Genomic DNA, 20,288 nt, shown 5'->3' on the forward strand with positions numbered 1-20,288 from the left:
GAAGCAGGAGGTGAAGCGCATGGCATTTGAAGGATTGGCAAACCGGTTGCAAAACGTTTTCGGTAAGCTGAGAAGCAAAGGTAAGCTGACGGAAGAAGATGTAGGCGAAGCGCTTCGCGAAGTACGATTGGCGTTGCTTGAAGCGGACGTTAACTTTAAAGTAGTCAAAGACTTTATTGCTAAGGTGAAGGAGCAGTCCATCGGACAAGAAGTATTGAAATCCTTCACACCAGGCATGGTCGTTATCGATATCGTCAACAAAGAGCTCACCGCACTTATGGGCGGTACGCAAAGTAAGCTAGCTCGTTCGAATCGACCGCCGACTATCATTATGATGGCAGGTTTGCAAGGGGCAGGTAAGACAACAACCTCTGGAAAGCTAGCGAAGATGCTCCTTAAACAAAACCATAGACCGCTTCTTGTAGCCTGTGACATTTATCGTCCGGCTGCGATCAAACAGCTGCAGGTTCTTGGAGAACAGCTCAATGTTCCGGTATTTTCACTAGGGGATCAAGTAAATCCTGTCGACATTGCTAAAGCAGGGCTTCAGCATGCTAAAGATAACGGTAATGATTATGTCATTATCGATACCGCGGGTCGCTTACACATTGATGAAAAACTGATGGACGAGCTGAAAAATGTTCGAACTGCTGTTGAACCTGATGAAATTTTGTTGGTTGTCGATGCGATGACCGGGCAAGATGCAGTCAATGTCGCAGAAAGCTTTCATCAACAGCTTGAGCTTACGGGTGTTGTGCTGACCAAGCTTGATGGTGATACCCGCGGTGGCGCGGCGTTATCTGTTAAAGCTGTTACAGGTTGTCCAATTAAGTTTGTGGCTAGCGGTGAGAAAATGGATGCTCTTGAACCATTCTTCCCTGATCGTATGGCCTCAAGAATTCTCGGTATGGGCGATATGCTTACCTTGATTGAGAAGGCGCAATCCGGTATCGACATGGACAAGGCGAAAGAGATGGAGCGCAAAATGCGCAACGCCGAATTCACCTTCGAAGATTTCCTTGATCAAATGGAGCAAGTGAAGAAGATGGGGCCTCTGGATCAAATTCTTGAGATGCTGCCAGGAGCTAATAAGATCAAGGGTATGAAAGATATGAAGGTTGACGACAAACAAATGGCACGTGTTGAAGCTATTGTGAAGTCGATGACAACCGAAGAGAAACGCAAACCTGAACTTCTCAATGCGAACCGTCGCAAACGGATTGCTCAAGGCAGTGGCAACTCGGTGCAAGAGGTCAACCGTTTCATCAAGCAGTTTGATGATATGCGCAAAATGATGAAGCAGTTTTCCGGCATGATGGGACCTAAAGGTGCTAAGGGTGCTAAAGGAATGAAGAAGCTAGGCAAGGGATTTAAATTCCCCTTTTAAATAAGCATTTTATTCTAAGTAGGAGGTGATTTTTCATGGCAGTACGTATTCGTCTTAAACGTGTAGGCGCTCATAAAGCTCCTTTTTACCGTGTGGTGGTTTCGGATTCCCGTTCCCCGCGTGATGGTCGTTTTATCGAAGAAATCGGTACTTATAACCCAATTGTTGAACCAGCAGCTGTAACTCTTGATGAGGAGAAAGCGCTGAAATGGCTTCAAACTGGCGCTCAACCGTCCGATACAGTTCGCAGCCTGTTCTCAAAAGCAGGTCTGATGACTAAGTTTCACGAGCTGAAATTGCAGAAGTAATCTGTTATCTTTCGGAGGGTGGGTTCATGAAGGATCTTATCACCGTTATTGCTAAGGCTCTTGTTGATCATCCGGAAGAAGTACGTGTCGCTGTGGTGGAGAAAGATGACAAGATCGAGTACAGGCTTTCTGTCCATCCCGACGATGTCGGTAAAGTGATTGGCAAGCAGGGCAAGATTGCGAAGTCGCTCCGCACGGTTGTCACGTCGGCAGCAGTGAAAGAAACGAAACGGGTAGCCGTTGAAATCGTTTCATAAGAAATGAGGTTAGGATTTAGTTCCTAACCTTTTTCTTGTATGGTTTTTGAAGGTAAATTAATGTGGAGGTTGGCAAGCGCATATGAGCGAAAAACTTGTGACAGTTGGTCGAATTGTGAATAGCCATGGTATTCGTGGAGAGCTAAAAGTAGTTCCAGAAACTGATTTTCCTGAGCGTTTTGATAAAGGAAACGCATTGATTATTGTAGATTCTCAAAATAAGCAAACGCCGGTGACGGTGCAAACCTCCCGCTTACATAAAAATATGTTTATCTTGCAGTTTGACCAATTCTCTAACATCAATGATGTTGAGAAATTCAAAGGCTCTCTTCTCAAGATTGAAGCGAAGGAACAACAGCCTCTTGAAGAAGGAGAATATTATTATCACGAGATCATTGGCTGTAAAGTCGTAACAGAAGAAGGCCAAGAGTTTGGACTTGTTTCTGAGGTTTTGACACCGGGGGCTAATGATGTATGGGTCGTTTCTTTGCCCAAAGGCAAACAGTTGCTGCTTCCAGTCATCGATGATGTGATACTTGATGTGGACATTGCCAACAAAACGATTCGTATTCATCTGATGGAAGGATTAATGGAATGAAAATCGATGTATTGACCCTATTCCCGGAAATGTTCGAGGGTGTGTTTTCATCCAGCATTTTAGGGAAAGCACGTGACAAGGGGATTGTTGCTCTCAACACGGTTAATTTTCGAGATTATTCCAATAATAAGCATAACACTGTAGATGATTATCCATACGGTGGCGGTGGAGGGATGGTTTTAAAGCCAGAGCCGATATTTGCTGCTGTTGAGAATCTGCCCATACATCAAGAGGATGGACAAGACCCGGTGAAGCCGCGAGTGATTCTCATGTGCCCGCAAGGGGAGACATTCACTCAGAAGAAAGCAGAGGAGCTGTCTAATGAACAGCATCTCGTGTTTATTTGTGGTCATTATGAAGGCTATGATGAGCGTATTAGGCAGTATCTAGTGACGGATGAGCTGTCCATAGGTGATTATGTATTAACAGGCGGCGAGCTACCCGCAATGGTCGTTATAGACAGCGTAGTGAGGCTGCTGCCTGGTGTGCTCGGCAATGAGATGTCAGCTGTAACAGATTCGTTCTCTACAGGTTTGCTGGAGTATCCTCACTACACGAGACCTGCGAAGTTTAGGGACTGGGACGTGCCTGAGATGCTGTTATCAGGGCATCATGAAAATGTGAAGCGTTGGCGCCGTAAGGAGTCTCTGTTCCGAACGCTAGAACGTCGTCCGGATTTGCTTGTAGGAAGAGAATTATCTAAAGAGGAAAAAGCTTGGGTGGTTGAATGGAACGGGCGGAAGCAAGAGGAGTAAGTCCCCAAAAACTTCTCTATTGAATTTCTTTCCTGTCTATGATAATATATATTCTGTTGTGAATTTTTCAACAGTTCGAGTCTGGTGGTCCTCTACGCATAACAACTAAGAACGACTATGCCAATAAGCGGAATGAACACCTGTGTGGAAGGAGGGAGTCAACTATGAATCTTATTCAAGAGATTACGAAAGAGCAACTCCGTACGGATATTCCTAATTTCCGTCCAGGAGACACACTTAAAGTACACGTAAAAGTTATCGAGGGTACACGTGAGCGTATTCAGCTGTTCGAAGGTGTTGTTATTAAACGCCACGGCGGTGGAATCAGCGAAACGTTTACAGTTCGTAAAATTTCTTACGGTGTGGGTGTGGAAAGAACTTTCCCATTCCATTCTCCGAAGATTGACAAGATTGAAGTGGCTCGCCGTGGTAAAGTTCGTCGTGCGAAACTTTATTATCTGCGTGGTCTTCGTGGTAAAGCAGCAAGAATTAAAGAAATTCGATAAGAAAACGGGGGGCTTGTTCAGGCAAGTCTCCTTTTCATTTTCATGGTACATAATAGATATAAACCAAAACTGGAAAAGAGGCAATCAGTGATGGAACACAAGAATCAAGAACAGCCTTACATAGAGCCGGCAACAACAACGGAAACGACTCCCGTTAAAACAGCAAAAAGCGAAACATGGGAATGGATTAAAGCCTTAGTGATCGCGGGAGTGCTCGTGATTATCATTCGTTGGTTCCTGTTCTCTCCTTTTATTGTTGATGGAGATTCCATGCGTCCGAACTTTTCAACAGGTGAACGACTCATTGTCAATAAAATTGTTTATGATATTCGCTCACCTAAACGCGGAGAAGTCATCGTATTCCATGCTCCGGAAGGTAAGGATTACATTAAACGCGTAATTGGTCTTCCTGGTGAGACGGTTAAGGTTACGGGTGACAAAGTGTTCATTAATGGTCAAGAGATTGATCAGGCTTTCATTAAAGAAGCGATTGAACAAGCGAATAAAGAAGGGCATGCTTATAATACATTGTCAGATTTCCCGGAGACGAAAGTACCCGAAGGTGAAATCTTTGCAATGGGAGATAACCGTCCGAATTCCAAAGATAGCCGGGCAAAAAGTGTTGGCTTCGTACCTTACAACAAAATCGTAGGTCGCGCTGAAGTTATTTTTTGGCCAGTGAGCAAAATTAGTTTCATACATTTTTGAGGTGAAGTAGAATGACCATTCAATGGTTTCCCGGTCACATGACCAAGGCTCGAAGACAGATAGAAGAAAAGCTTAAGCTGATTGATGTTGTTATCGAGCTCTTGGATGCCCGCATCCCGCTTTCAAGCCGGAACCCGATGGTAGATGAGATTTTAAAAGGTAAACCGCGCTTGGTTCTGCTTAACAAGAATGACTTGGCAGATCCACAAGTTACGGCGGATTGGGTTAAGTATTTTGCTGATCAGGGCCTACCGGCATTGCCGATTGATGCAGCAACAGGAACGCACGTCAAAGAAATTTTGCCGCGAGTTAAGCAGCTTTGGGCACACAAAATTGAGAGCCAGCTTCGCAAAGGGATCAATCCCCGCGCAGTAAGAGCGCTTATCGTAGGTATTCCAAACGTTGGAAAATCCACGCTGATTAATCAGTTAGCAGGTAAGAAAATTGCGGCAACCGGAGATAAGCCTGGTGTTACGAAGGGGCAGCAATGGATTAAAGTTGGAACCGAAATGGACTTGCTCGATACGCCAGGTATTTTGTGGCCGAAATTCGAAGACCAAATGGTTGGAATGAGATTGGCAGCAACGGGCGCCATTAAAGAAGAGCTGCTTCATTTAGATGAGATTGCACTCTTTGTCGTTAAATACATGGTTCAGAATTATGGAGCTGGTATTCAAGAACGATTTGGGGTTCAAGATCTTCCAGAGGATTTGGACGACATACAGGAAATGGTCAAAGTCATGGAAGCTATCGGTCGTAAGCGTGGAGCGATTGTGAGTGGGGGCAAAGTGGATTTGGACAAAGCCTCATTAATCATTATTCGTGAGCTTAGAGCAGGCAAGATGGGGCGCATTTCTTTGGAGAGGCCCCTTGATAAAAGGTAGTCAGGTCAATAAGTAAAGAAGGAAACGGTCACTTTTGGACTCAGCTGATCAAGCGGGTTCGGGGGTGGCTTTTTCTTTTTTACATATGTACATTGAAAAAAAAGGGTGTGGCTTGACCAAGTGCCAATCCTATATAATGAGGAGATGGAAAGGGGCGAAAGCCATTGCTGGAGCATGAAAAACAACTGTGGGAGCAAGGTTTTACTCTAATAGCGGGTATTGATGAGGTAGGCAGAGGCTGTTTATTTGGGGATGTAGTCGCGGCTGCGGTTATACTTCCGATGGGATATGTGCTGGAGGGTGTGGACGACTCCAAGAAGCTTTCTGAAAAGAAGCGAGATATCTTCTATGATCAAATCATGGCGGAAGCTTTAGCTGTTGGTGTAGGCATTGTGGATGTGGATAGAATTGAAGCGATCAATATAAAACAGGCGGCCAGGCTTGCTATGAAGCAGGCTGTGGAGCAGTTAAACATAGCACCTGATTTTCTTCTTGTGGATGCGGAGAACGTTGATGTGGACATAGAACAATCCGCGATCATTCATGGAGATGCACTTAGTCAATCCATTGCAGCCGCATCGATTATTGCTAAGGTTACCCGAGATCGCATGTGTGTGGATTGGGATGAACAGTTTCCCGAATATGGACTTGCTATACATAAAGGATATGCAACAAAGCACCATAGAGAGATGCTCTTGCGGTATGGTCCTACACCGCTGCATCGGAAATTATTTATACGTAAAGTGATGGCGCAATTGGAAGAGAAAGAGATTGTGCTCGAGTCTGAACAGCTGGAATTGGATCTCATTTAACTTATTATAGTAACGAAAAGGCAACAAGCCGCCGATAATATACATAAGTGTTTAGGAAGATTTGAGGTGAACGCCATGAATATTAGTGGTTTAATTCGCAGTTTAGTCGGTGATTTAACAGCATCTGAAAGTAAGGTGCTTGAATTAAAAGTAGGACAAATTGTTAAAGGTGTTGTGCTTCAGTTGCTCAGTGACCAAGAAGCGTTGATTAATATTGGCGGTGTGCAGGTGCGTGCCAAGTTGGAAACACCCCTTAAGCAAGGGGATGTTACGATGCTGCAAGTACAGCCCGAATCCAGTGGTGGTCAGATCCTGCTCAAGCCACTAACGGCATCAGATGTACAAATTACGGAGGATTCGCTCAGTGAGCTGTTAAAGGCATTCACGATAAAAGATACGGCTGGGAATCGTCAAATGGTGCAGCAGATGCAGCAGGAAGGCGTTCCGGTATCAAAGGAGAATGTGAAGGCTTTTGAGGCTGTAATGCGCAGCATGCCTGAGGGTGTCCATAAGGAAGAATGGGCACAGGCGGCTGTACTTGCCTATAAAAAGGGATTGCCGCTCACAGAGGCGACAGTGGGGGCTTTGAGACAGGTTACCACGGGGCAACCTGTCGGTAAGGTGCTGGAGCAGCTAGAGCAGCAGGCGACAGCCCTGCTTGAGCAAGATCCGGCACATCCGGCAGCGGATACCGCGAAGCAGGTGGTATCGCTGCTCAAGGAGCTGCGGGCTTCCGCTGCAGCTACGTGGCCTGCGCGGCCGGAGGCGCCGGCCGCTGTTACGCCAACTGCTCCGCAGGCTGGCGGTGGGGCTAAGGCGGCTCCCGCAGGGTCGCCGCCTGCAGTAGTGCCCGGCAGTGCGCCTGCGGCCGCTGCCGTTACAGCTCCGCCCGCTGCAGCAGCAGCTGCGGGCGCGGAGCTTCCCGCGGCGGCTGCGCCACGCGCGGAGACCGCTTCCGCCCCCTCGGCGCAGCCGGCGGCGGGGCCCCTGGCCGCCCGCGCAGCGGGGGCGGCCTCGCCAGAGGCTCAGGCGCGCAGCGCTGAGCCTGCAAGTGAAGGCGAACCGCCCGCGGCGAGTTCGCAGGTACAACCAGAGCCGCCTGCGAAGCAGAAGGCGGCAACAATAGAGGCGCATAATAGCGCGCCTCAAGAGGTCGAGGCTGATCCAGAGCCAAACTGGATCAGCCGCATGCTCAAAGCTGTAGGCGTGGAGCACGAGTCTCATCTAGCGGTGAAGCTAGATGAGCGCTCAGACGCTATGCTACGGGGGCGCAATAACTCGGACGATCAGCTGCCTAATCTGATCGCCACAGCATCCCAGCAGGACGACCCCGTCAAGCCTGCTGCTGACACACTGAAGAGTCTGCTGCTGCAGCTTACAGCCTCTGATGACACGCCAGCGCCGCTCAAAGAGGCGGCGCAGCAAGCGCTTGGGCAAATCACAGGGCAACAACTCATGTTGACAGGTGACAAGAGCTCTATGTTTGCACATATGACATTGTTTGTCCCCTTCATGGATGGCACTGGCCAGCAATCTGCCGCCATTCACATCCAATCCCGCAAAGGGAAGCGCGGGGAAGTAGACGCGAGCAATTGTCGTTTGCTGTTCGACCTCCAAATGAAAGTGATGGGCAATACACTACTCGATGTGCATGTCATAAATAAAATCGTATCTTTGAACATCCACAACGATCATCCTGCCTTAGCTCCCTTAATGGAGGAGTCCAAAGAAGAAATTACAGCAGCCATGCATAAAGCGGGTTATCAATTTATCTCATTAAAATGCTCGCCATATCCGCTGCCGCCTGTTGTGGAGAATGAAGCTTCCAAGCAAGGGGCATCTGATGGTAGAGTAGATCTTCGAGCGCTCTATCAGCCAAAGGTCTACAAAGGGGTGGATTTCCGAGCATGACTAAGCAAAGGAATGCATCCGAGGATCCGCAACCGACTCCTCTTAAGAAGGCTGTAGCGCTTCGCTACTCACCTGAAGCGCAAAAAGCCCCAACCCTCATTGCGAAAGGGAAAGGGCACATGGCAGAAGCCATTCTTCAGAAAGCCAAGGAGAATGGGATCCCTATTCAAGAGGATTCCTCTTTGGTTGAAGTGTTGTCTAAGCTGGATTTGGATCAAGAAATCCCCCCGGAACTGTATCAATTGGTCGCTGAGGTATTAAGTTTTATCTATCGTTCAGATAACCGAATGAGATCGTCGAGGAATAATGGATGACGGAACTTCGTAAAGATGACCGGAAGCAGTTGGGGAAGCTTGGTGAAGAGTTGGCAGAAGCATTTCTAAGTGAGCGTGAATACCGAATTGTGGCACGTAATTGGCGCTGCCGTACTGGCGAGCTTGATATTATTGCAGAGAAAGCCAATAAGTTAATTTTTGTTGAGGTCAGAACGAGGCGCCCTTCAGGCCGTTTTGGCTCAGCCAAAGAATCCGTCGACTATCGCAAGCAATTGAAAGTCAAAGAGACAGCACAATTTTACTTGCATCGATTTCAAAAATACGAGCAATCCATTCAATTTGATGTGATCACTGTAGAGCTATCCGTGGATGGCGCAGCACCTCATATTGAACACATAGAAGGAGCGTTTTGAAGTCGTTTGTCGATATGACAACGGGTCGAAAGGCTCTTTTTTTTAGTATAAACATGTTTAGATGTTTTCAATCTTTAATAACATCAGATTTCAATCTCTTCAATCCGCTGTTTTTTATCCAAATTACGGTATTGGATCGCCTCCGCCAGATGCTGCGGCTGGATGCTGTCACATTCCTCAAGATCAGCAATGGTTAGGGCTAGCCGGAGGATGCGATCATGAGCTCTTGCACTAAGTCCCAAAGCTTCAAAAGAGGCACTTAGCAGTTGATCACCTTCTGGTGTGAGATGACAAATTTGTCTCATCTGCTTACCGCTCAATTCATTATTATATTGGATGCCAGATCCTGCATAGCGTTGTTGTTGTCTTTGATGTGCCCGCATAATTTGCATTAACATTTCTTTTGAGGACAAGTGATTGGTTCGTTCCTTTAGTTGTGTGTAACTTGGTTTAGGTACTTCGACATGAAGATCGATGCGATCAAGCAAGGGGCCTGATATCTTAGAACGATAATGAACAATTTTAGCAGGACTACAGATGCAAGCATTAGCTTCTGTTTCGGCTCCATAATACCCGCAAGGACATGGATTCATGGTGGCAGCCAATATAAAGTGAGAGGGGAAAGTGTAAACCGCTCTTGCTCTTGCAATTGTAACATGACGATCCTCAAGCGGCTGTCTAAGTACTTCGAGGGCAGTTCTCGTGAATTCCGGCAGTTCATCTAGAAAAAGAATGCCGCGATGAGATAAGCTAACTTCTCCCGGTTTGGGTATTGTTCCACCTCCGACAAGTCCGGCGGGTGAAATTGTATGATGCGGGGCTCTAAAGGATCTTGTACGCATGAGAGATGAGCGATCAATGAGCTTTCCTGAGGCACTGTATATCTTCGTGACTTCTAATGCTTCTTGGTCAGACATAGGTGGCAGAATCGAGGGCATGCGCTTAACAAGCATCGTTTTCCCCGTTCCAGGAGGACCGATTAATAGAATATTATGCATCCCAGCTGCAGCGATCATCATGGCACGCTTCACTTGATGCTGTCCGTTGACATCGGCATAATCTTCGACAAAGTTGTGTTCTTCGGCAGAAATTGTCGAAAATTCACTACCTTTATAATTAATGCCATTAAATATAAATTCGTGATGAGATTGCTTGTTCCAGGACTTGAAATCAGAAAGGTTAGTTATCGCGCACACCTCAATACCTTCAATTAAAGCAGCTTCAGGAGCATTCGCGAAAGGAAGACAGACGCGTTTTATCCCTATCTTTTTCGCGGCATGCGCCATAGAAAGAACGCCCGGTATGGGGCGAAGAGAACCATCCAAAGCAAGTTCACCTAGAAACAAAGTGTGCAGAAAGCTGTCCATTGGCACTTGACCGGTTGTAATCAGAATTCCTACCGCAATGGCTAAATCAAATGATGAGCCTTCTTTGCGTAAATCTGCTGGTGCGAGATTGACTGTAATTCGATCCATGGGGAATGTGTACCCACAATTTTTGATGGAGGAGCGAACTCTTTCAACCGATTCCCGAATTGCCGAGTCGGGGAGACCAACCAAGTTAATTTGTGGTAAGCCATTTGAGATATCGACTTCTACTTCTATCGTTTGTCCTTCTATTCCCTGCAAGCAAGCGCTCATGACTTTGCCATACATAATAAAAACACCTTCCTCTCCATAGTTACGCAGCTATATCGAGCTGTCATAAAGTGGGATAAAAGGTGCTTCCTTATTGATCCATTTTATACTTTGCCCTTATTGTATACGATAATGGTAAAATTACGCAATCCGGAAATGATCACCGCGTACGTTTTAAAAATGCACGGCTTGCACATACTGGAACTAGAGGTGATGATATGCAGGAGAAACCATATTTTTGTCCCAATTGTCGTTCCAATCGTATCAAGTTTAGTGTAATTACAAGCTATTCTCAGTCGTTTTTGAAGGACGCTTTATCAGGAAATATTACAGAATTCAAGGATCCTGACGCAATACCAGAGCCAGAACCTACGATTCAATGCTTGGTGTGCAGTTTCACGGGTAATGAGCTTCGCTTCATTAAACAAGCGGAGCGTGAACCGCGAATAAATACACCGACAACGCCGCTCTACTAAAAAGTCGAAGCTAGACGTATTTTTCAGTTATTGAAAATACGTCTTTTTTTTATGTTGAAGTGATAGCTAAAGTTTTTCAGTGTGAAAGGAAACTTCTAACGCATTAACGAAAAAAATAAGGAAACTGTCGAAAATTAGTGATACAATGGTTAGGGCTTGTGAAGAAGTGTGATACTAATTCCGGCAGCAAGATTTATTTCGTGCACTACACAAATAGGAAATTACACTTTTTCCCTGTATAGCACGTTTAGAAAGTCCATACTGATAGGAGGATTTTAGGAAATGAATATCCATGAGTATCAAGGCAAAGAAGTCCTGAGACAGTACGGAGTCAACGTTCCTAACGGAAAAGTTGCTTTTACCGTTGACGAAGCTGTTGAAGCAGCGAAAGAACTCGGAACATCCGTCGTCGTTGTAAAGGCGCAAATTCATGCCGGAGGTCGCGGGAAAGCAGGCGGCGTTAAGGTAGCCAAAAGCCTCGATGAAGTTCGTACATATGCAAGCGAAATTCTTGGTAAAGTTCTTGTCACTCACCAAACAGGTCCTGAAGGCAAAGAAGTTAAACGCCTGTTGATTGAAGAAGGCTGTGACATTAAGAAAGAATATTATGTTGGTGTGGTTGTTGACCGTACAACAGGTAGCGTCGTTTTGATGGCATCTGAAGAGGGCGGTACGGAGATTGAAGAGGTTGCTGAGCATTCTCCTGAGAAAATCTTCAAAGAAGTTGTGGATCCTGCGATCGGTCTTCAAGCTTTCCAAGCACGCAGACTTGCTTACTCCATCAATATTCCTAACGAACTTGTTAACAAAGCAGTTAAATTCATGCTTGCTCTTTATAAAGCATTCGTAGAGAAAGACGCATCCATTGCCGAAATCAACCCTTTGGTTGTTACTGGTTCTGGCGACGTTATGGCTCTTGATGCCAAATTGAACTTTGATTCCAACGCTCTTTTCCGTCACAAAGATATCGTAGAACTTCGTGACCTCGAAGAAGAAGATGCGAAAGAAATTCAAGCTTCTAAGTATGACCTGAGCTACATTGCTCTTGACGGTAACATCGGTTGTATGGTTAACGGCGCAGGACTTGCTATGGCCACTATGGACATTATCAAGCACTACGGCGGAGACCCGGCTAACTTCCTAGACGTAGGGGGCGGTGCTACGAAAGAGAAAGTAACAGAAGCTTTCAAAATCATCTTGTCCGATGAGCAAGTTAAAGGGATCTTCGTTAACATCTTCGGTGGGATCATGCGTTGTGATGTAATTGCTGATGGTGTTGTAGCTGCTGCCAGAGAGCTTGGACTTTCTCGTCCGCTTGTTGTTCGACTTGAAGGAACAAACGTTGAACTTGGTAAAAAGATTCTTAATGAATCCGGCTTGAACATTGTTGCTGCTGACTCCATGGCAGATGGCGCACAAAAAATCGTTGCTTTAGTTAAATAATTAAACCCGAGCGGTTTCAAATAATATAGGGGATGTGAACAAAAGATCATGAGTATTTTGGTTAATAAACATACAAAAGTCATTACTCAAGGGATTACCGGCGCTACGGGTTTGTTTCATACCAAAGGCGGTCTAGAATACGGCACACAAATGGTTGGTGGCGTAACCCCAGGTAAAGGCGGAACAAAAGTAGATATCACATTAGAAAACGGTGAGCTAGTTCAGCTTCCAGTTTTCAACACCGTTATCGAAGCTAAAAATGCAACTGGTGCTACGGCATCCGTTATCTATGTACCACCAGCTTTCGCTGCAGAGTCAATCATTGAAGCTATCGAAGCTGAACTTGATCTGGTTATCTGTATCACAGAAGGTATTCCTGTTCTTGACATGGTTAACGTGAAACGTTACCTGGAAGGCAAGAAAACCGTTCTAATCGGACCTAACTGTCCGGGCGTTATCACACCAGGCGAGTGCAAAATCGGTATTATGCCGGGTTACATTCATACGCCAGGGCACGTAGGTGTAGTGTCCCGTTCCGGGACACTAACTTATGAAGCCGTTCATCAATTGACAACTCGCGGCATTGGACAATCCTCTGCTGTAGGTATCGGTGGAGATCCTGTTAAAGGCTCCGAGTTCATCGATATCCTTAAACGCTTTAACGATGATCCAGATACGTATGCTGTCATCATGATTGGTGAAATCGGCGGTACGGCAGAAGAAGAAGCGGCTGAGTGGGTTGCTGCAAACATGACGAAGCCAGTTGTAGGCTTTATCGGCGGTAAAACAGCTCCTCCAGGAAAACGCATGGGCCATGCTGGCGCGATTATTTCCGGTGGTAAAGGAACAGCAGCTGAGAAAGTTGCAACAATGGAAAGATGTGGTATCCGTGTAGCGGCTACACCATCCGAGATGGGATCCACACTTGTTAGCGTGCTTGAAGAAAAAGGCATGCTGGATAAAGTTATTACAAAAAAATAGTTTTTTCTAACGAAGGTAAGCAACCTTCCATCTCCCTGATTCAGGGATTTGGGAGGTTTTTTGTTTTTCTTGACTTTGCAATTATTTGTTATTCAAGAAGGGAGTGTATATACTTATGGATAATCGTTTCATTTTGTTTGGCCTTCACGAGCTCGAGGGCGTTGGTTGGAAAACCATTCTTCAGCTCCTGAGCCGTTTCCCTGATCCGCATGTGCTGTTTGAGCTTTCAGCTGCAGCGATTGCCTCAAAAGGTATCCGAACTTCCATTGCTGAACAAATTGCCACGTGTCTTACACCGACATTTATTGAGCAAAAGCTTCTGTTATATAAGAAGCACTCCATTCAAATTCTCACACTTTTAGATGAGGACTACCCTCCGATTCTTAAAGAAATTGCGCAGCCTCCCTGGGTGTTATATGTGAAAGGGAATGTTTCATTATTGAATGGGCGACTCCTCGGTATAGTGGGAACACGTACTCCTACGCTTTATGGAAAGAAGATTGCTGAGGAGTGGGCAGCTGCCCTTTCAAGAGCAGGATTTGGTATCGTAAGTGGACTGGCAAGGGGGATTGACAGCAAGGCACATATTGGTGCATTGCAAGGTAAATCCAAAACGGTTGCAGTTCTTGGATGTGCGATTAATCAAATTTATCCGCGTGAAAATGCATTATTATATCGAAATATAGAACAAGAGGGTGTCATCATTTCTGAATATCCTATAGGCACGGGCATGCGGCCAGGAATGTTTCCGCAGCGAAATCGAATCATAGCAGGATTGTCATTAGGCGTTACGGTTGTGGAAGCAGCAGAAGATAGTGGATCACTGATTACAGTTGAGTTTGCGGTGGATGAATCAAGAGATGTATTCGCCGTTCCCGGTCCTATTGACTCTAACCAGAGTAGTGGTGTCCACAAGCTACTAAAGGATGGCGCTAAATTGGTTACCCGTGTTGAGGAGATTGTAGAAGATTATAAACATATGTTGAGCGAGGGAGATCAGGGTGCCATGAAGAAGCCTTTGCCGACATTTTCGCTTACGGATGAGGAAGGCGAAATCGTTCGAAAGTTGTCGAATGAGCCCGTCTCGATTGATGCTCTGTTAGAGGACGGTCAATTTACGTTTGGACATTTGCATGCAGTTCTGTTATCTTTGGTAATGAAAAAGGCGATTAAACAGCTTCCGGGTTCTACTTACATACTAGCATAGGCTAATACGAAGCTTTTCTTCTCGCCAATGACTTTACCTTGAAACCAAGAGGGGAGGAAGGACGATCCATGGCGGATTCTTTAGTCATAGTTGAGTCACCAGCAAAAGCCAAAACCATTGGCAAATATTTGGGAAGTAAATTTATCGTAAAAGCCTCGATGGGTCATATTCGCGACCTTCCGAAAAGCCAAATTGGCGTAGAAGTGGATCGTAACTTTGAGCCTAAATACATAACAATCCGCGGTAAGGGTTCTATACTTAAAGAATTAAAAGATGCGAGTAAAAAAGTGAAAAAAATATATCTGGCGGCGGATCCGGATCGTGAAGGCGAAGCAATTGCCTGGCACTTAGCTCATTATTTGGATGTAGGTCCCGAAGAGCTCTGCCGTGTTGTATTTAACGAAATAACGAAGGATGCGGTTAAGGATGCCTTCAAAACGCCGCGTCGAATTAATCAAGATCTCGTTAATGCACAGCAAGCTCGACGCATATTGGACCGACTCGTTGGTTATAAAATCAGTCCTTTACTTTGGAAGAAAGTAAAAAAAGGATTATCTGCAGGCCGAGTTCAATCGGTTGCGGTTAAATTGATACATGACAGAGAGAATGAGATTAAGGCCTTCGAACCTGAAGAATATTGGTCCATTACCGTTGTTTTGGATGCTGGTAAAACCATGTTCGAAGCAAAATATCACAGCATTAACGGTGAGAAAAAGGAACTGCACTCGCAAGAGGATGTTGATCTGATTCTAGCTGCTATGGGCAGTGATGCTTTTACAGTGAAAGAAGTAAAAGAGAAAGAACGCCAACGTAATCCTTCTCCTCCTTTCATTACAAGTTCTATGCAGCAGGAAGCCGCGAGGAAACTTAATTTCCGTGCGTCGAAGACCATGTCTGTGGCACAGCAGTTATATGAAGGAATAGACTTAGGAAAAGAAGGCACGGTTGGTTTAATTACCTACATGCGTACCGATTCAACCCGTATTTCGCCGGTTGCTCAAGAAGAAGCCAAGGATTTTATCATTAATAAATATGGTCCTGCCTTCTACCCGGAGACACCACGCCAGTACACGAAGAAAAATGCTAACGCGCAGGACGCGCATGAAGGTATTCGACCAACATCAGTTCTTCGAGAACCTGATCAAATGAAGGCGTTTCTCAGTAAAGATCAATATCGTCTGTACAAGCTAGTCTGGGATCGTTTTGTAGCAAGTCAAATGGCTTCAGCCGTCTTGGATACGATGACCATTGATTTAACAGCTGGTGAAACCTTATTTAGAGCGAATGGTTCTAAGATGAAATTTGCTGGATTTATGAAGGTTTATGTCGAGAGCAATGACGACGGGACGACAGAAGAGGACAAATTGCTGCCGCCTCTGACTAAGGGTGATTCCTTGCAGAAGCAAAGCGTGGATCCGAAGCAGCACTTTACTCAACCGCCTCCAAGGTATACGGAAGCGCGTTTAGTTAGGGCGTTAGAGGAAATGGGCATTGGGCGTCCGAGTACGTACGCACCGACACTGGAGACGATTCAGAAGCGTGGGTATGTTGCAATCGAAGAGAAGAAATTCATGCCTACGGAGCTTGGTGAATTAGTTATCCAATTGATGGAGGAGTTTTTTCCTGAAATTCTTGATATCGAGTTCACGGCTCATATGGAAGAAGAGCTTGACTTCGTAGAAGAGGGAAAAGAGGACTGGGTTCGAGTTCTGGATACGTTCTACACATCCTTTGAGAAGCGGCTTATATTCGCAGAAGAGGAAATGAAGGAAATCGAAATCCAGGATGAAATTTCGGATGAGATTTGCGAGAAGTGCGGTAAACATCTTGTCTATAAAATGGGGCGTTTCGGTAAGTTCTTGGCGTGTTCAGGATTCCCGGATTGCCGCAATACGAAACCGATCATTAAAGATATTGGTGTTACATGTCCAACTTGCCATACCGGGAAAATTGTCGAACGCAGAAGCAAAAAGGGGCGAGTTTTCTATGGTTGCGATCAGTATCCAACCTGTGACTTCGTCTCATGGGATAAACCGGTCAATAAGCCATGTCCTGTTTGCAGCTCGATGATGATCGAGAAAAGAAGCAAGAACGGCGTGAATATTCAATGTACCGGGTGTGATCATAAAGAAGAAGTTAGTGAAGATAATTCAGATGATATGAAAGATTAGAGGTGTCCGATTTTGCCAGAATATCCAAGAGTGACAGTCATCGGTGCAGGATTGGCTGGAAGTGAAGCCGCCTGGCAAATTGCCCGTCAGGGCGTGCCTGTTACTTTATACGAAATGCGTAATGTCCGTAAAACCCCAGCACATATAACTGATCAATTTGCTGAACTAGTCTGTAGTAACTCACTACGTTCGAATGGACTTACCAACGCGGTAGGAGTACTGAAGGAAGAAATGAGACGTATGGATTCGCTCATTCTATCTTGTGCCGATGAGCATGCTGTACCAGCAGGAGGCGCATTAGCTGTTGACCGTGACGGGTTCTCTCAAGCTGTTACATCGACGCTCCGTAACCATCCGCTCATAGAGGTTCGCAATGAGGAAGTTCAAACCTTGCCTGAAGGCATTACAGTTGTTGCCTCAGGTCCATTAACTTCACCTGCTCTTTCTGCAGGACTTAAAGAGCTAATGGGTGAGGAGTACTTGTATTTTTATGATGCAGCAGCTCCGATTGTGGAGAAGGACTCCATTGATATGAATAAGGTGTACTTGGCTTCTCGTTATGATAAAGGGGAAGCAGCTTACCTTAACTGTCCTATGACAGAAGAAGAGTTCAATGTTTTCTATGAAGCTTTAATAACTGCTGAGGTTGCTGAACTGAAAGAATTCGAGAAAGAAATTTATTTCGAAGGCTGCATGCCCTTAGAAGTCATGGCGAAACGCGGTAGACAAACAGTACTGTTCGGGCCAATGAAACCAGTCGGCTTAATAAATCCACATACAGGCAAGATGCCGCATGCTGTCGTTCAACTCCGTCAAGATAATGCAGCCGGAACTTTGTATAACTTAGTCGGTTTCCAAACCCATTTGAAATGGGGAGAGCAGAAACGGGTGTTGTCCCTGATTCCAGGGTTAGAGCAAGCAGAGTTCGTACGCTATGGTGTTATGCATCGTAACACGTTTATAAACTCTCCGAAGCTTCTTGACCCTACTTATCAATTTAAACGTCGTGAGAATCTGTTTTTTGCAGGTCAAATGACGGGTGTAGAAGGATATGTGGAATCAGCGGCTTCCGGTCTGATAGCTGGTATCAATGCGGGGCGATTAGCTAAAGGGCAGCCTTGTTTGGTTGTACCGGAGGAAACGACTCTCGGCAGCATGGCACATTACATTACAACAGCTGATTTCAAACATTTTCAACCGATGAATGCTAATTTTGGTTTGCTTCCACAATTACCCGAACGAATTCGCAATAAAAAAGAGAAATACGAGAAGCTGGCTAACCGTGCTTTGGAAAGTATTCAGAATTTTAAGAAAACATATGCAGAGTAGGTTGTAATTGGACTCTTTGCTATGTTACTATAATTATGTTTTGTAGCATTTTTCATTCGTTTCCTCATACATTTACCTCTAGATGCGGTCATATCTCGAATTGACCTCGCTAGAGGTTTATCTCATTTATGAGACCGAAACCAACGTACAGAGTAACTTTCATGGTGTATGATTCCATTTGAGAGGTGAGAAGAGATGGATCCTAATCAAGCTACGTTTCATGCGACAACAATCTTTGCCATTCGTCATCAAGGCAAGGGAGCTATTGCTGGAGATGGGCAAGTGACATTTGGCAACAGCATGATTATGAAAAGCACGGCCAAAAAAGTTCGGCGTTTACATAGAGGGAAAGTCATCGCTGGTTTTGCTGGTTCTGTTGCCGATGCGATTACACTTTTTGAGAAATTCGAAGGTAAGCTGGAGGAACACCACGGTAATTTGCAGCGTGCTGCGGTAGAGCTTACGAAGGATTGGCGTCAAGATCGCGTTCTGCGGAGGCTTGAAGCAATGATGATCGTTATGGATTCAACCGGTTTACTACTGCTTTCAGGAAATGGTGAAGTGATTGAGCCTGATGACGGTATATTGGCTATTGGGTCTGGCGGCAGCTTCGCATTAGCTGCAGGAAGAGCGCTGCACCGCCATGCGTCGTCGCTTAGTGCTAAGGAAATAGCCCACGCTGCGCTAACAACTGCAGCTGAAATATGTGTCTTTACGAATCATAATATTATTGTGGAAGAGATTGAATAGTTAACGATTGAATAGTTAATGCTTACGATGTTAGTTTTGCTAAAGCAAAACTTTTAGGAGGGTACAAAATGGCAAACAGCTCCCTTACACCTAAACAAATTGTCCAAGAATTGGATCGATACATAGTAGGTCAGAAGAAAGCGAAGAAATCGGTTGCTATTGCTCTGCGAAACCGTTATCGGAGAAACCTCGTGGACGAGGCTATGCGGGATGAAATTGTTCCGAAGAATATACTCATGATCGGGCCTACCGGCGTTGGAAAGACTGAAATTGCGCGCAGATTAGCTAAATTGGTAGGCGCACCATTTATTAAGATAGAGGCCACCAAATTCACAGAAGTCGGCTATGTTGGTCGCGACGTGGAGTCAATGGTACGTGATCTGATCGAAACTTCCGTGCGTATGGTTAAGGCTGAGCGGATGGAAAAAGTGAAAGACCGTGCTGAGAAGCTCGCTAACGAGCGTCTTGTTAACTTGCTTGCGCCAAGTCCTACGCGTTCCAAAACACAGCGTAATCCTCTTGAGATGCTGTTTGGAGGGCAAAACCAACCAGATCAAGAAGAAAGTGCTCCAGATCCTTCACTTGCCGCCAAAAGGGCTCAAATCGCTGAGCAATTGACTAATGGTAAATTAGAGAATGAAGTTGTAGAAATCGAAGTGGAAGACTCTTCACCATCAATGATGGATATGCTGGCTGGTCAAGGCAATGAACAGGCTGGTATGAATATGCAGGAGATGTTCGGCAATCTTCTTCCGAAAAAAATGAAGAAACGTAAGCTGCTTGTAAAGGAAGCTAGGAAAGTGTTAGCTCAAGAAGAAGCGCAAAGATTGATTGACATGGATGAAGTGATCCAGGAATCTGTTAACCGTGCCGAACAGTCCGGTATTATTTTTATTGATGAAATCGATAAGATCGCTAGCAATAGCCGCGGCGGAAGCGGACCGGACATCTCTCGGGAAGGTGTTCAGCGAGACATTTTACCGATAGTAGAGGGTTCAACAGTTGTGACCAAATATGGGCCTGTGAAGACGGACTATGTCTTATTTATTGGTGCAGGTGCTTTCCATATTGCTAAGCCTTCTGATTTAATCCCAGAGCTTCAGGGAAGATTCCCGATTCGAGTAGAATTAAGTAACTTGACCTTAGAAGACTTTGTTTCTATTTTAAAAGAACCTAAAAATGCATTAACAAAACAATATACAGCATTATTGCAAACGGAAGGTATAACGGTTGAGTTTGCAGACGAAGCTATTTATGAAATTGCACGTATCGCGGTTGAGGTTAATCAGAATACGGAGAATATTGGTGCTCGGCGATTACACACCATTTTAGAAAAATTGCTGGAGGATTTATCCTTTGAAGCGCCTGAGATTACATTGGAGTCCATTGTCATTAACCCGGAATATGTCCGTGAGAAGCTTGGTGATATTGTACAAAACCGAGATTTAAGTCAATATATCTTATAATAAAGAACTACCGC

Annotated in this window: 21 protein-coding genes; 20 read left to right on the forward strand and 1 reads right to left on the reverse strand. The window is 45.3% G+C overall.

The features are described 5' to 3' along the window. Positions 1-19: 19 nt before the first annotated feature. From ffh to QFZ78_RS02230, 12 genes are all read left to right on the forward strand, one after another. Positions 20-1,387 carry a signal recognition particle protein gene (ffh, locus tag QFZ78_RS02175; protein ID WP_307545057.1) on the forward strand — a complete coding sequence of 456 codons (1,368 nt, stop codon included), beginning with the start codon at positions 20-22 and terminating at the stop codon, positions 1,385-1,387. Positions 1,388-1,422: 35 nt separating this feature from the next. Beyond that, on the forward strand, positions 1,423-1,695 hold the full coding sequence (gene rpsP, locus QFZ78_RS02180) for a 30S ribosomal protein S16 (protein ID WP_056832976.1): 273 nt from the start codon (positions 1,423-1,425) through the stop codon (positions 1,693-1,695). Positions 1,696-1,721: 26 nt separating this feature from the next. Further along, entirely contained in the window at positions 1,722-1,952 is a 231-nt protein-coding gene (locus tag QFZ78_RS02185; protein WP_047672782.1) for a KH domain-containing protein, read from the forward strand. An 82-nt stretch (positions 1,953-2,034) separates the two neighbouring features. After that, positions 2,035-2,550 carry a ribosome maturation factor RimM gene (gene rimM / locus QFZ78_RS02190; RefSeq protein ID WP_307545063.1) on the forward strand — a complete coding sequence of 172 codons (516 nt, stop codon included), beginning with the start codon at positions 2,035-2,037 and terminating at the stop codon, positions 2,548-2,550. After that, the gene (trmD, locus tag QFZ78_RS02195) at positions 2,547-3,305 is read left to right on the forward strand and encodes a tRNA (guanosine(37)-N1)-methyltransferase TrmD (protein ID WP_307545065.1); all 759 of its coding nucleotides are present in this window, start codon (positions 2,547-2,549) and stop codon (positions 3,303-3,305) included. The genes rimM and trmD overlap by 4 nt, the downstream gene beginning before the upstream one ends. 164 nt (positions 3,306-3,469) lie before the next feature. Further along, a complete protein-coding gene (gene rplS, locus QFZ78_RS02200; RefSeq protein WP_028558249.1) occupies positions 3,470-3,811 on the forward strand; it encodes a 50S ribosomal protein L19 in 342 nt (113 codons plus the stop codon). A gap of 90 nt (positions 3,812-3,901) precedes the next feature. Then, on the forward strand, positions 3,902-4,519 hold the full coding sequence (gene lepB / locus QFZ78_RS02205; protein ID WP_307545068.1) for a signal peptidase I: 618 nt from the start codon (positions 3,902-3,904) through the stop codon (positions 4,517-4,519). An 11-nt stretch (positions 4,520-4,530) separates the two neighbouring features. Continuing rightward, positions 4,531-5,403, forward strand: coding sequence for a ribosome biogenesis GTPase YlqF (gene ylqF, locus QFZ78_RS02210; protein ID WP_307545070.1), 873 nt, complete (start codon positions 4,531-4,533; stop codon positions 5,401-5,403). A gap of 164 nt (positions 5,404-5,567) precedes the next feature. Next, a complete protein-coding gene (locus QFZ78_RS02215) occupies positions 5,568-6,215 on the forward strand; it encodes a ribonuclease HII (protein ID WP_307545072.1) in 648 nt (215 codons plus the stop codon). 75 nt (positions 6,216-6,290) lie between these two features. Continuing rightward, positions 6,291-8,126 carry a hypothetical protein gene (locus QFZ78_RS02220; protein ID WP_373461093.1) on the forward strand — a complete coding sequence of 612 codons (1,836 nt, stop codon included), beginning with the start codon at positions 6,291-6,293 and terminating at the stop codon, positions 8,124-8,126. After that, complete coding sequence (locus QFZ78_RS02225) at positions 8,123-8,440, forward strand: EscU/YscU/HrcU family type III secretion system export apparatus switch protein (protein WP_307545077.1); 318 nt, start codon at positions 8,123-8,125, stop codon at positions 8,438-8,440. Before QFZ78_RS02220 ends, QFZ78_RS02225 begins: the two co-directional genes overlap by 4 nt. Further along, positions 8,437-8,814 carry a YraN family protein gene (locus QFZ78_RS02230; protein WP_307545079.1) on the forward strand — a complete coding sequence of 126 codons (378 nt, stop codon included), beginning with the start codon at positions 8,437-8,439 and terminating at the stop codon, positions 8,812-8,814. The genes QFZ78_RS02225 and QFZ78_RS02230 overlap by 4 nt, the downstream gene beginning before the upstream one ends. A gap of 83 nt (positions 8,815-8,897) precedes the next feature. Here QFZ78_RS02230 and QFZ78_RS02235 read toward each other — a convergent pair whose 3' ends face one another. Then, positions 8,898-10,469 (reverse strand): YifB family Mg chelatase-like AAA ATPase, encoded by a 1,572-nt coding sequence (locus QFZ78_RS02235; protein ID WP_307545081.1) that lies wholly within the window; start codon positions 10,467-10,469, stop codon positions 8,898-8,900. Positions 10,470-10,669: 200 nt separating this feature from the next. Between QFZ78_RS02235 and QFZ78_RS02240 the strand changes: the two genes are divergently transcribed. From QFZ78_RS02240 to hslU, 8 genes are all read left to right on the forward strand, one after another. Further along, positions 10,670-10,927 carry a hypothetical protein gene (locus QFZ78_RS02240; RefSeq protein WP_307545083.1) on the forward strand — a complete coding sequence of 86 codons (258 nt, stop codon included), beginning with the start codon at positions 10,670-10,672 and terminating at the stop codon, positions 10,925-10,927. A gap of 282 nt (positions 10,928-11,209) precedes the next feature. Next, complete coding sequence (sucC, locus tag QFZ78_RS02245) at positions 11,210-12,370, forward strand: ADP-forming succinate--CoA ligase subunit beta (RefSeq protein ID WP_307545085.1); 1,161 nt, start codon at positions 11,210-11,212, stop codon at positions 12,368-12,370. A 48-nt stretch (positions 12,371-12,418) separates the two neighbouring features. Beyond that, complete coding sequence (sucD, locus tag QFZ78_RS02250; RefSeq protein ID WP_029195344.1) at positions 12,419-13,351, forward strand: succinate--CoA ligase subunit alpha; 933 nt, start codon at positions 12,419-12,421, stop codon at positions 13,349-13,351. 115 nt (positions 13,352-13,466) lie between these two features. Next, positions 13,467-14,558, forward strand: coding sequence for a DNA-processing protein DprA (dprA, locus tag QFZ78_RS02255; RefSeq protein ID WP_307545087.1), 1,092 nt, complete (start codon positions 13,467-13,469; stop codon positions 14,556-14,558). A gap of 68 nt (positions 14,559-14,626) precedes the next feature. Beyond that, positions 14,627-16,729, forward strand: a complete 2,103-nt coding sequence (gene topA / locus QFZ78_RS02260) for a type I DNA topoisomerase (RefSeq protein WP_307545090.1) — start codon at positions 14,627-14,629, stop codon at positions 16,727-16,729. A 12-nt stretch (positions 16,730-16,741) separates the two neighbouring features. Next, entirely contained in the window at positions 16,742-18,058 is a 1,317-nt protein-coding gene (gene trmFO / locus QFZ78_RS02265) for an FADH(2)-oxidizing methylenetetrahydrofolate--tRNA-(uracil(54)-C(5))-methyltransferase TrmFO (protein WP_307545092.1), read from the forward strand. A gap of 195 nt (positions 18,059-18,253) precedes the next feature. After that, positions 18,254-18,808: an ATP-dependent protease subunit HslV gene (gene hslV / locus QFZ78_RS02270; protein WP_047672807.1), complete on the forward strand. Its 555-nt coding sequence runs from the start codon at positions 18,254-18,256 to the stop codon at positions 18,806-18,808. A gap of 68 nt (positions 18,809-18,876) precedes the next feature. Continuing rightward, a complete protein-coding gene (gene hslU / locus QFZ78_RS02275; RefSeq protein ID WP_307545094.1) occupies positions 18,877-20,274 on the forward strand; it encodes an ATP-dependent protease ATPase subunit HslU in 1,398 nt (465 codons plus the stop codon). Positions 20,275-20,288 lie beyond the last annotated feature (14 nt).

Source organism: Paenibacillus sp. V4I5 (assembly GCF_030817255.1).
GTDB lineage: Bacteria > Bacillota > Bacilli > Paenibacillales > NBRC-103111 > Paenibacillus_E.

Excerpts from the sequence above, each read along its gene's own strand:
- ylqF (WP_307545070.1), top strand. The coding sequence starts at position 4,531 with ATGACCATTCAATGGTTTCCCGGTCACATGACCAAGGCTCGAAGACAG.
- topA (WP_307545090.1), top strand. The coding sequence starts at position 14,627 with ATGGCGGATTCTTTAGTCATAGTTGAGTCACCAGCAAAAGCCAAAACC.
- QFZ78_RS02185 (WP_047672782.1), top strand. The coding sequence starts at position 1,722 with ATGAAGGATCTTATCACCGTTATTGCTAAGGCTCTTGTTGATCATCCG.
- QFZ78_RS02220 (WP_373461093.1), top strand. The coding sequence starts at position 6,291 with ATGAATATTAGTGGTTTAATTCGCAGTTTAGTCGGTGATTTAACAGCA.
- sucD (WP_029195344.1), top strand. The coding sequence starts at position 12,419 with ATGAGTATTTTGGTTAATAAACATACAAAAGTCATTACTCAAGGGATT.
- hslV (WP_047672807.1), top strand. The coding sequence starts at position 18,254 with ATGGATCCTAATCAAGCTACGTTTCATGCGACAACAATCTTTGCCATT.
- hslU (WP_307545094.1), top strand. The coding sequence starts at position 18,877 with ATGGCAAACAGCTCCCTTACACCTAAACAAATTGTCCAAGAATTGGAT.
- trmD (WP_307545065.1), top strand. The coding sequence starts at position 2,547 with ATGAAAATCGATGTATTGACCCTATTCCCGGAAATGTTCGAGGGTGTG.
- dprA (WP_307545087.1), top strand. The coding sequence starts at position 13,467 with ATGGATAATCGTTTCATTTTGTTTGGCCTTCACGAGCTCGAGGGCGTT.
- ffh (WP_307545057.1), top strand. The coding sequence starts at position 20 with ATGGCATTTGAAGGATTGGCAAACCGGTTGCAAAACGTTTTCGGTAAG.
- QFZ78_RS02240 (WP_307545083.1), top strand. The coding sequence starts at position 10,670 with ATGCAGGAGAAACCATATTTTTGTCCCAATTGTCGTTCCAATCGTATC.
- rplS (WP_028558249.1), top strand. The coding sequence starts at position 3,470 with ATGAATCTTATTCAAGAGATTACGAAAGAGCAACTCCGTACGGATATT.
- lepB (WP_307545068.1), top strand. The coding sequence starts at position 3,902 with ATGGAACACAAGAATCAAGAACAGCCTTACATAGAGCCGGCAACAACA.
- rpsP (WP_056832976.1), top strand. The coding sequence starts at position 1,423 with ATGGCAGTACGTATTCGTCTTAAACGTGTAGGCGCTCATAAAGCTCCT.
- QFZ78_RS02230 (WP_307545079.1), top strand. The coding sequence starts at position 8,437 with ATGACGGAACTTCGTAAAGATGACCGGAAGCAGTTGGGGAAGCTTGGT.
- sucC (WP_307545085.1), top strand. The coding sequence starts at position 11,210 with ATGAATATCCATGAGTATCAAGGCAAAGAAGTCCTGAGACAGTACGGA.
- rimM (WP_307545063.1), top strand. The coding sequence starts at position 2,035 with ATGAGCGAAAAACTTGTGACAGTTGGTCGAATTGTGAATAGCCATGGT.
- QFZ78_RS02235 (WP_307545081.1), bottom strand. The coding sequence starts at position 10,469 with ATGTATGGCAAAGTCATGAGCGCTTGCTTGCAGGGAATAGAAGGACAA.
- QFZ78_RS02225 (WP_307545077.1), top strand. The coding sequence starts at position 8,123 with ATGACTAAGCAAAGGAATGCATCCGAGGATCCGCAACCGACTCCTCTT.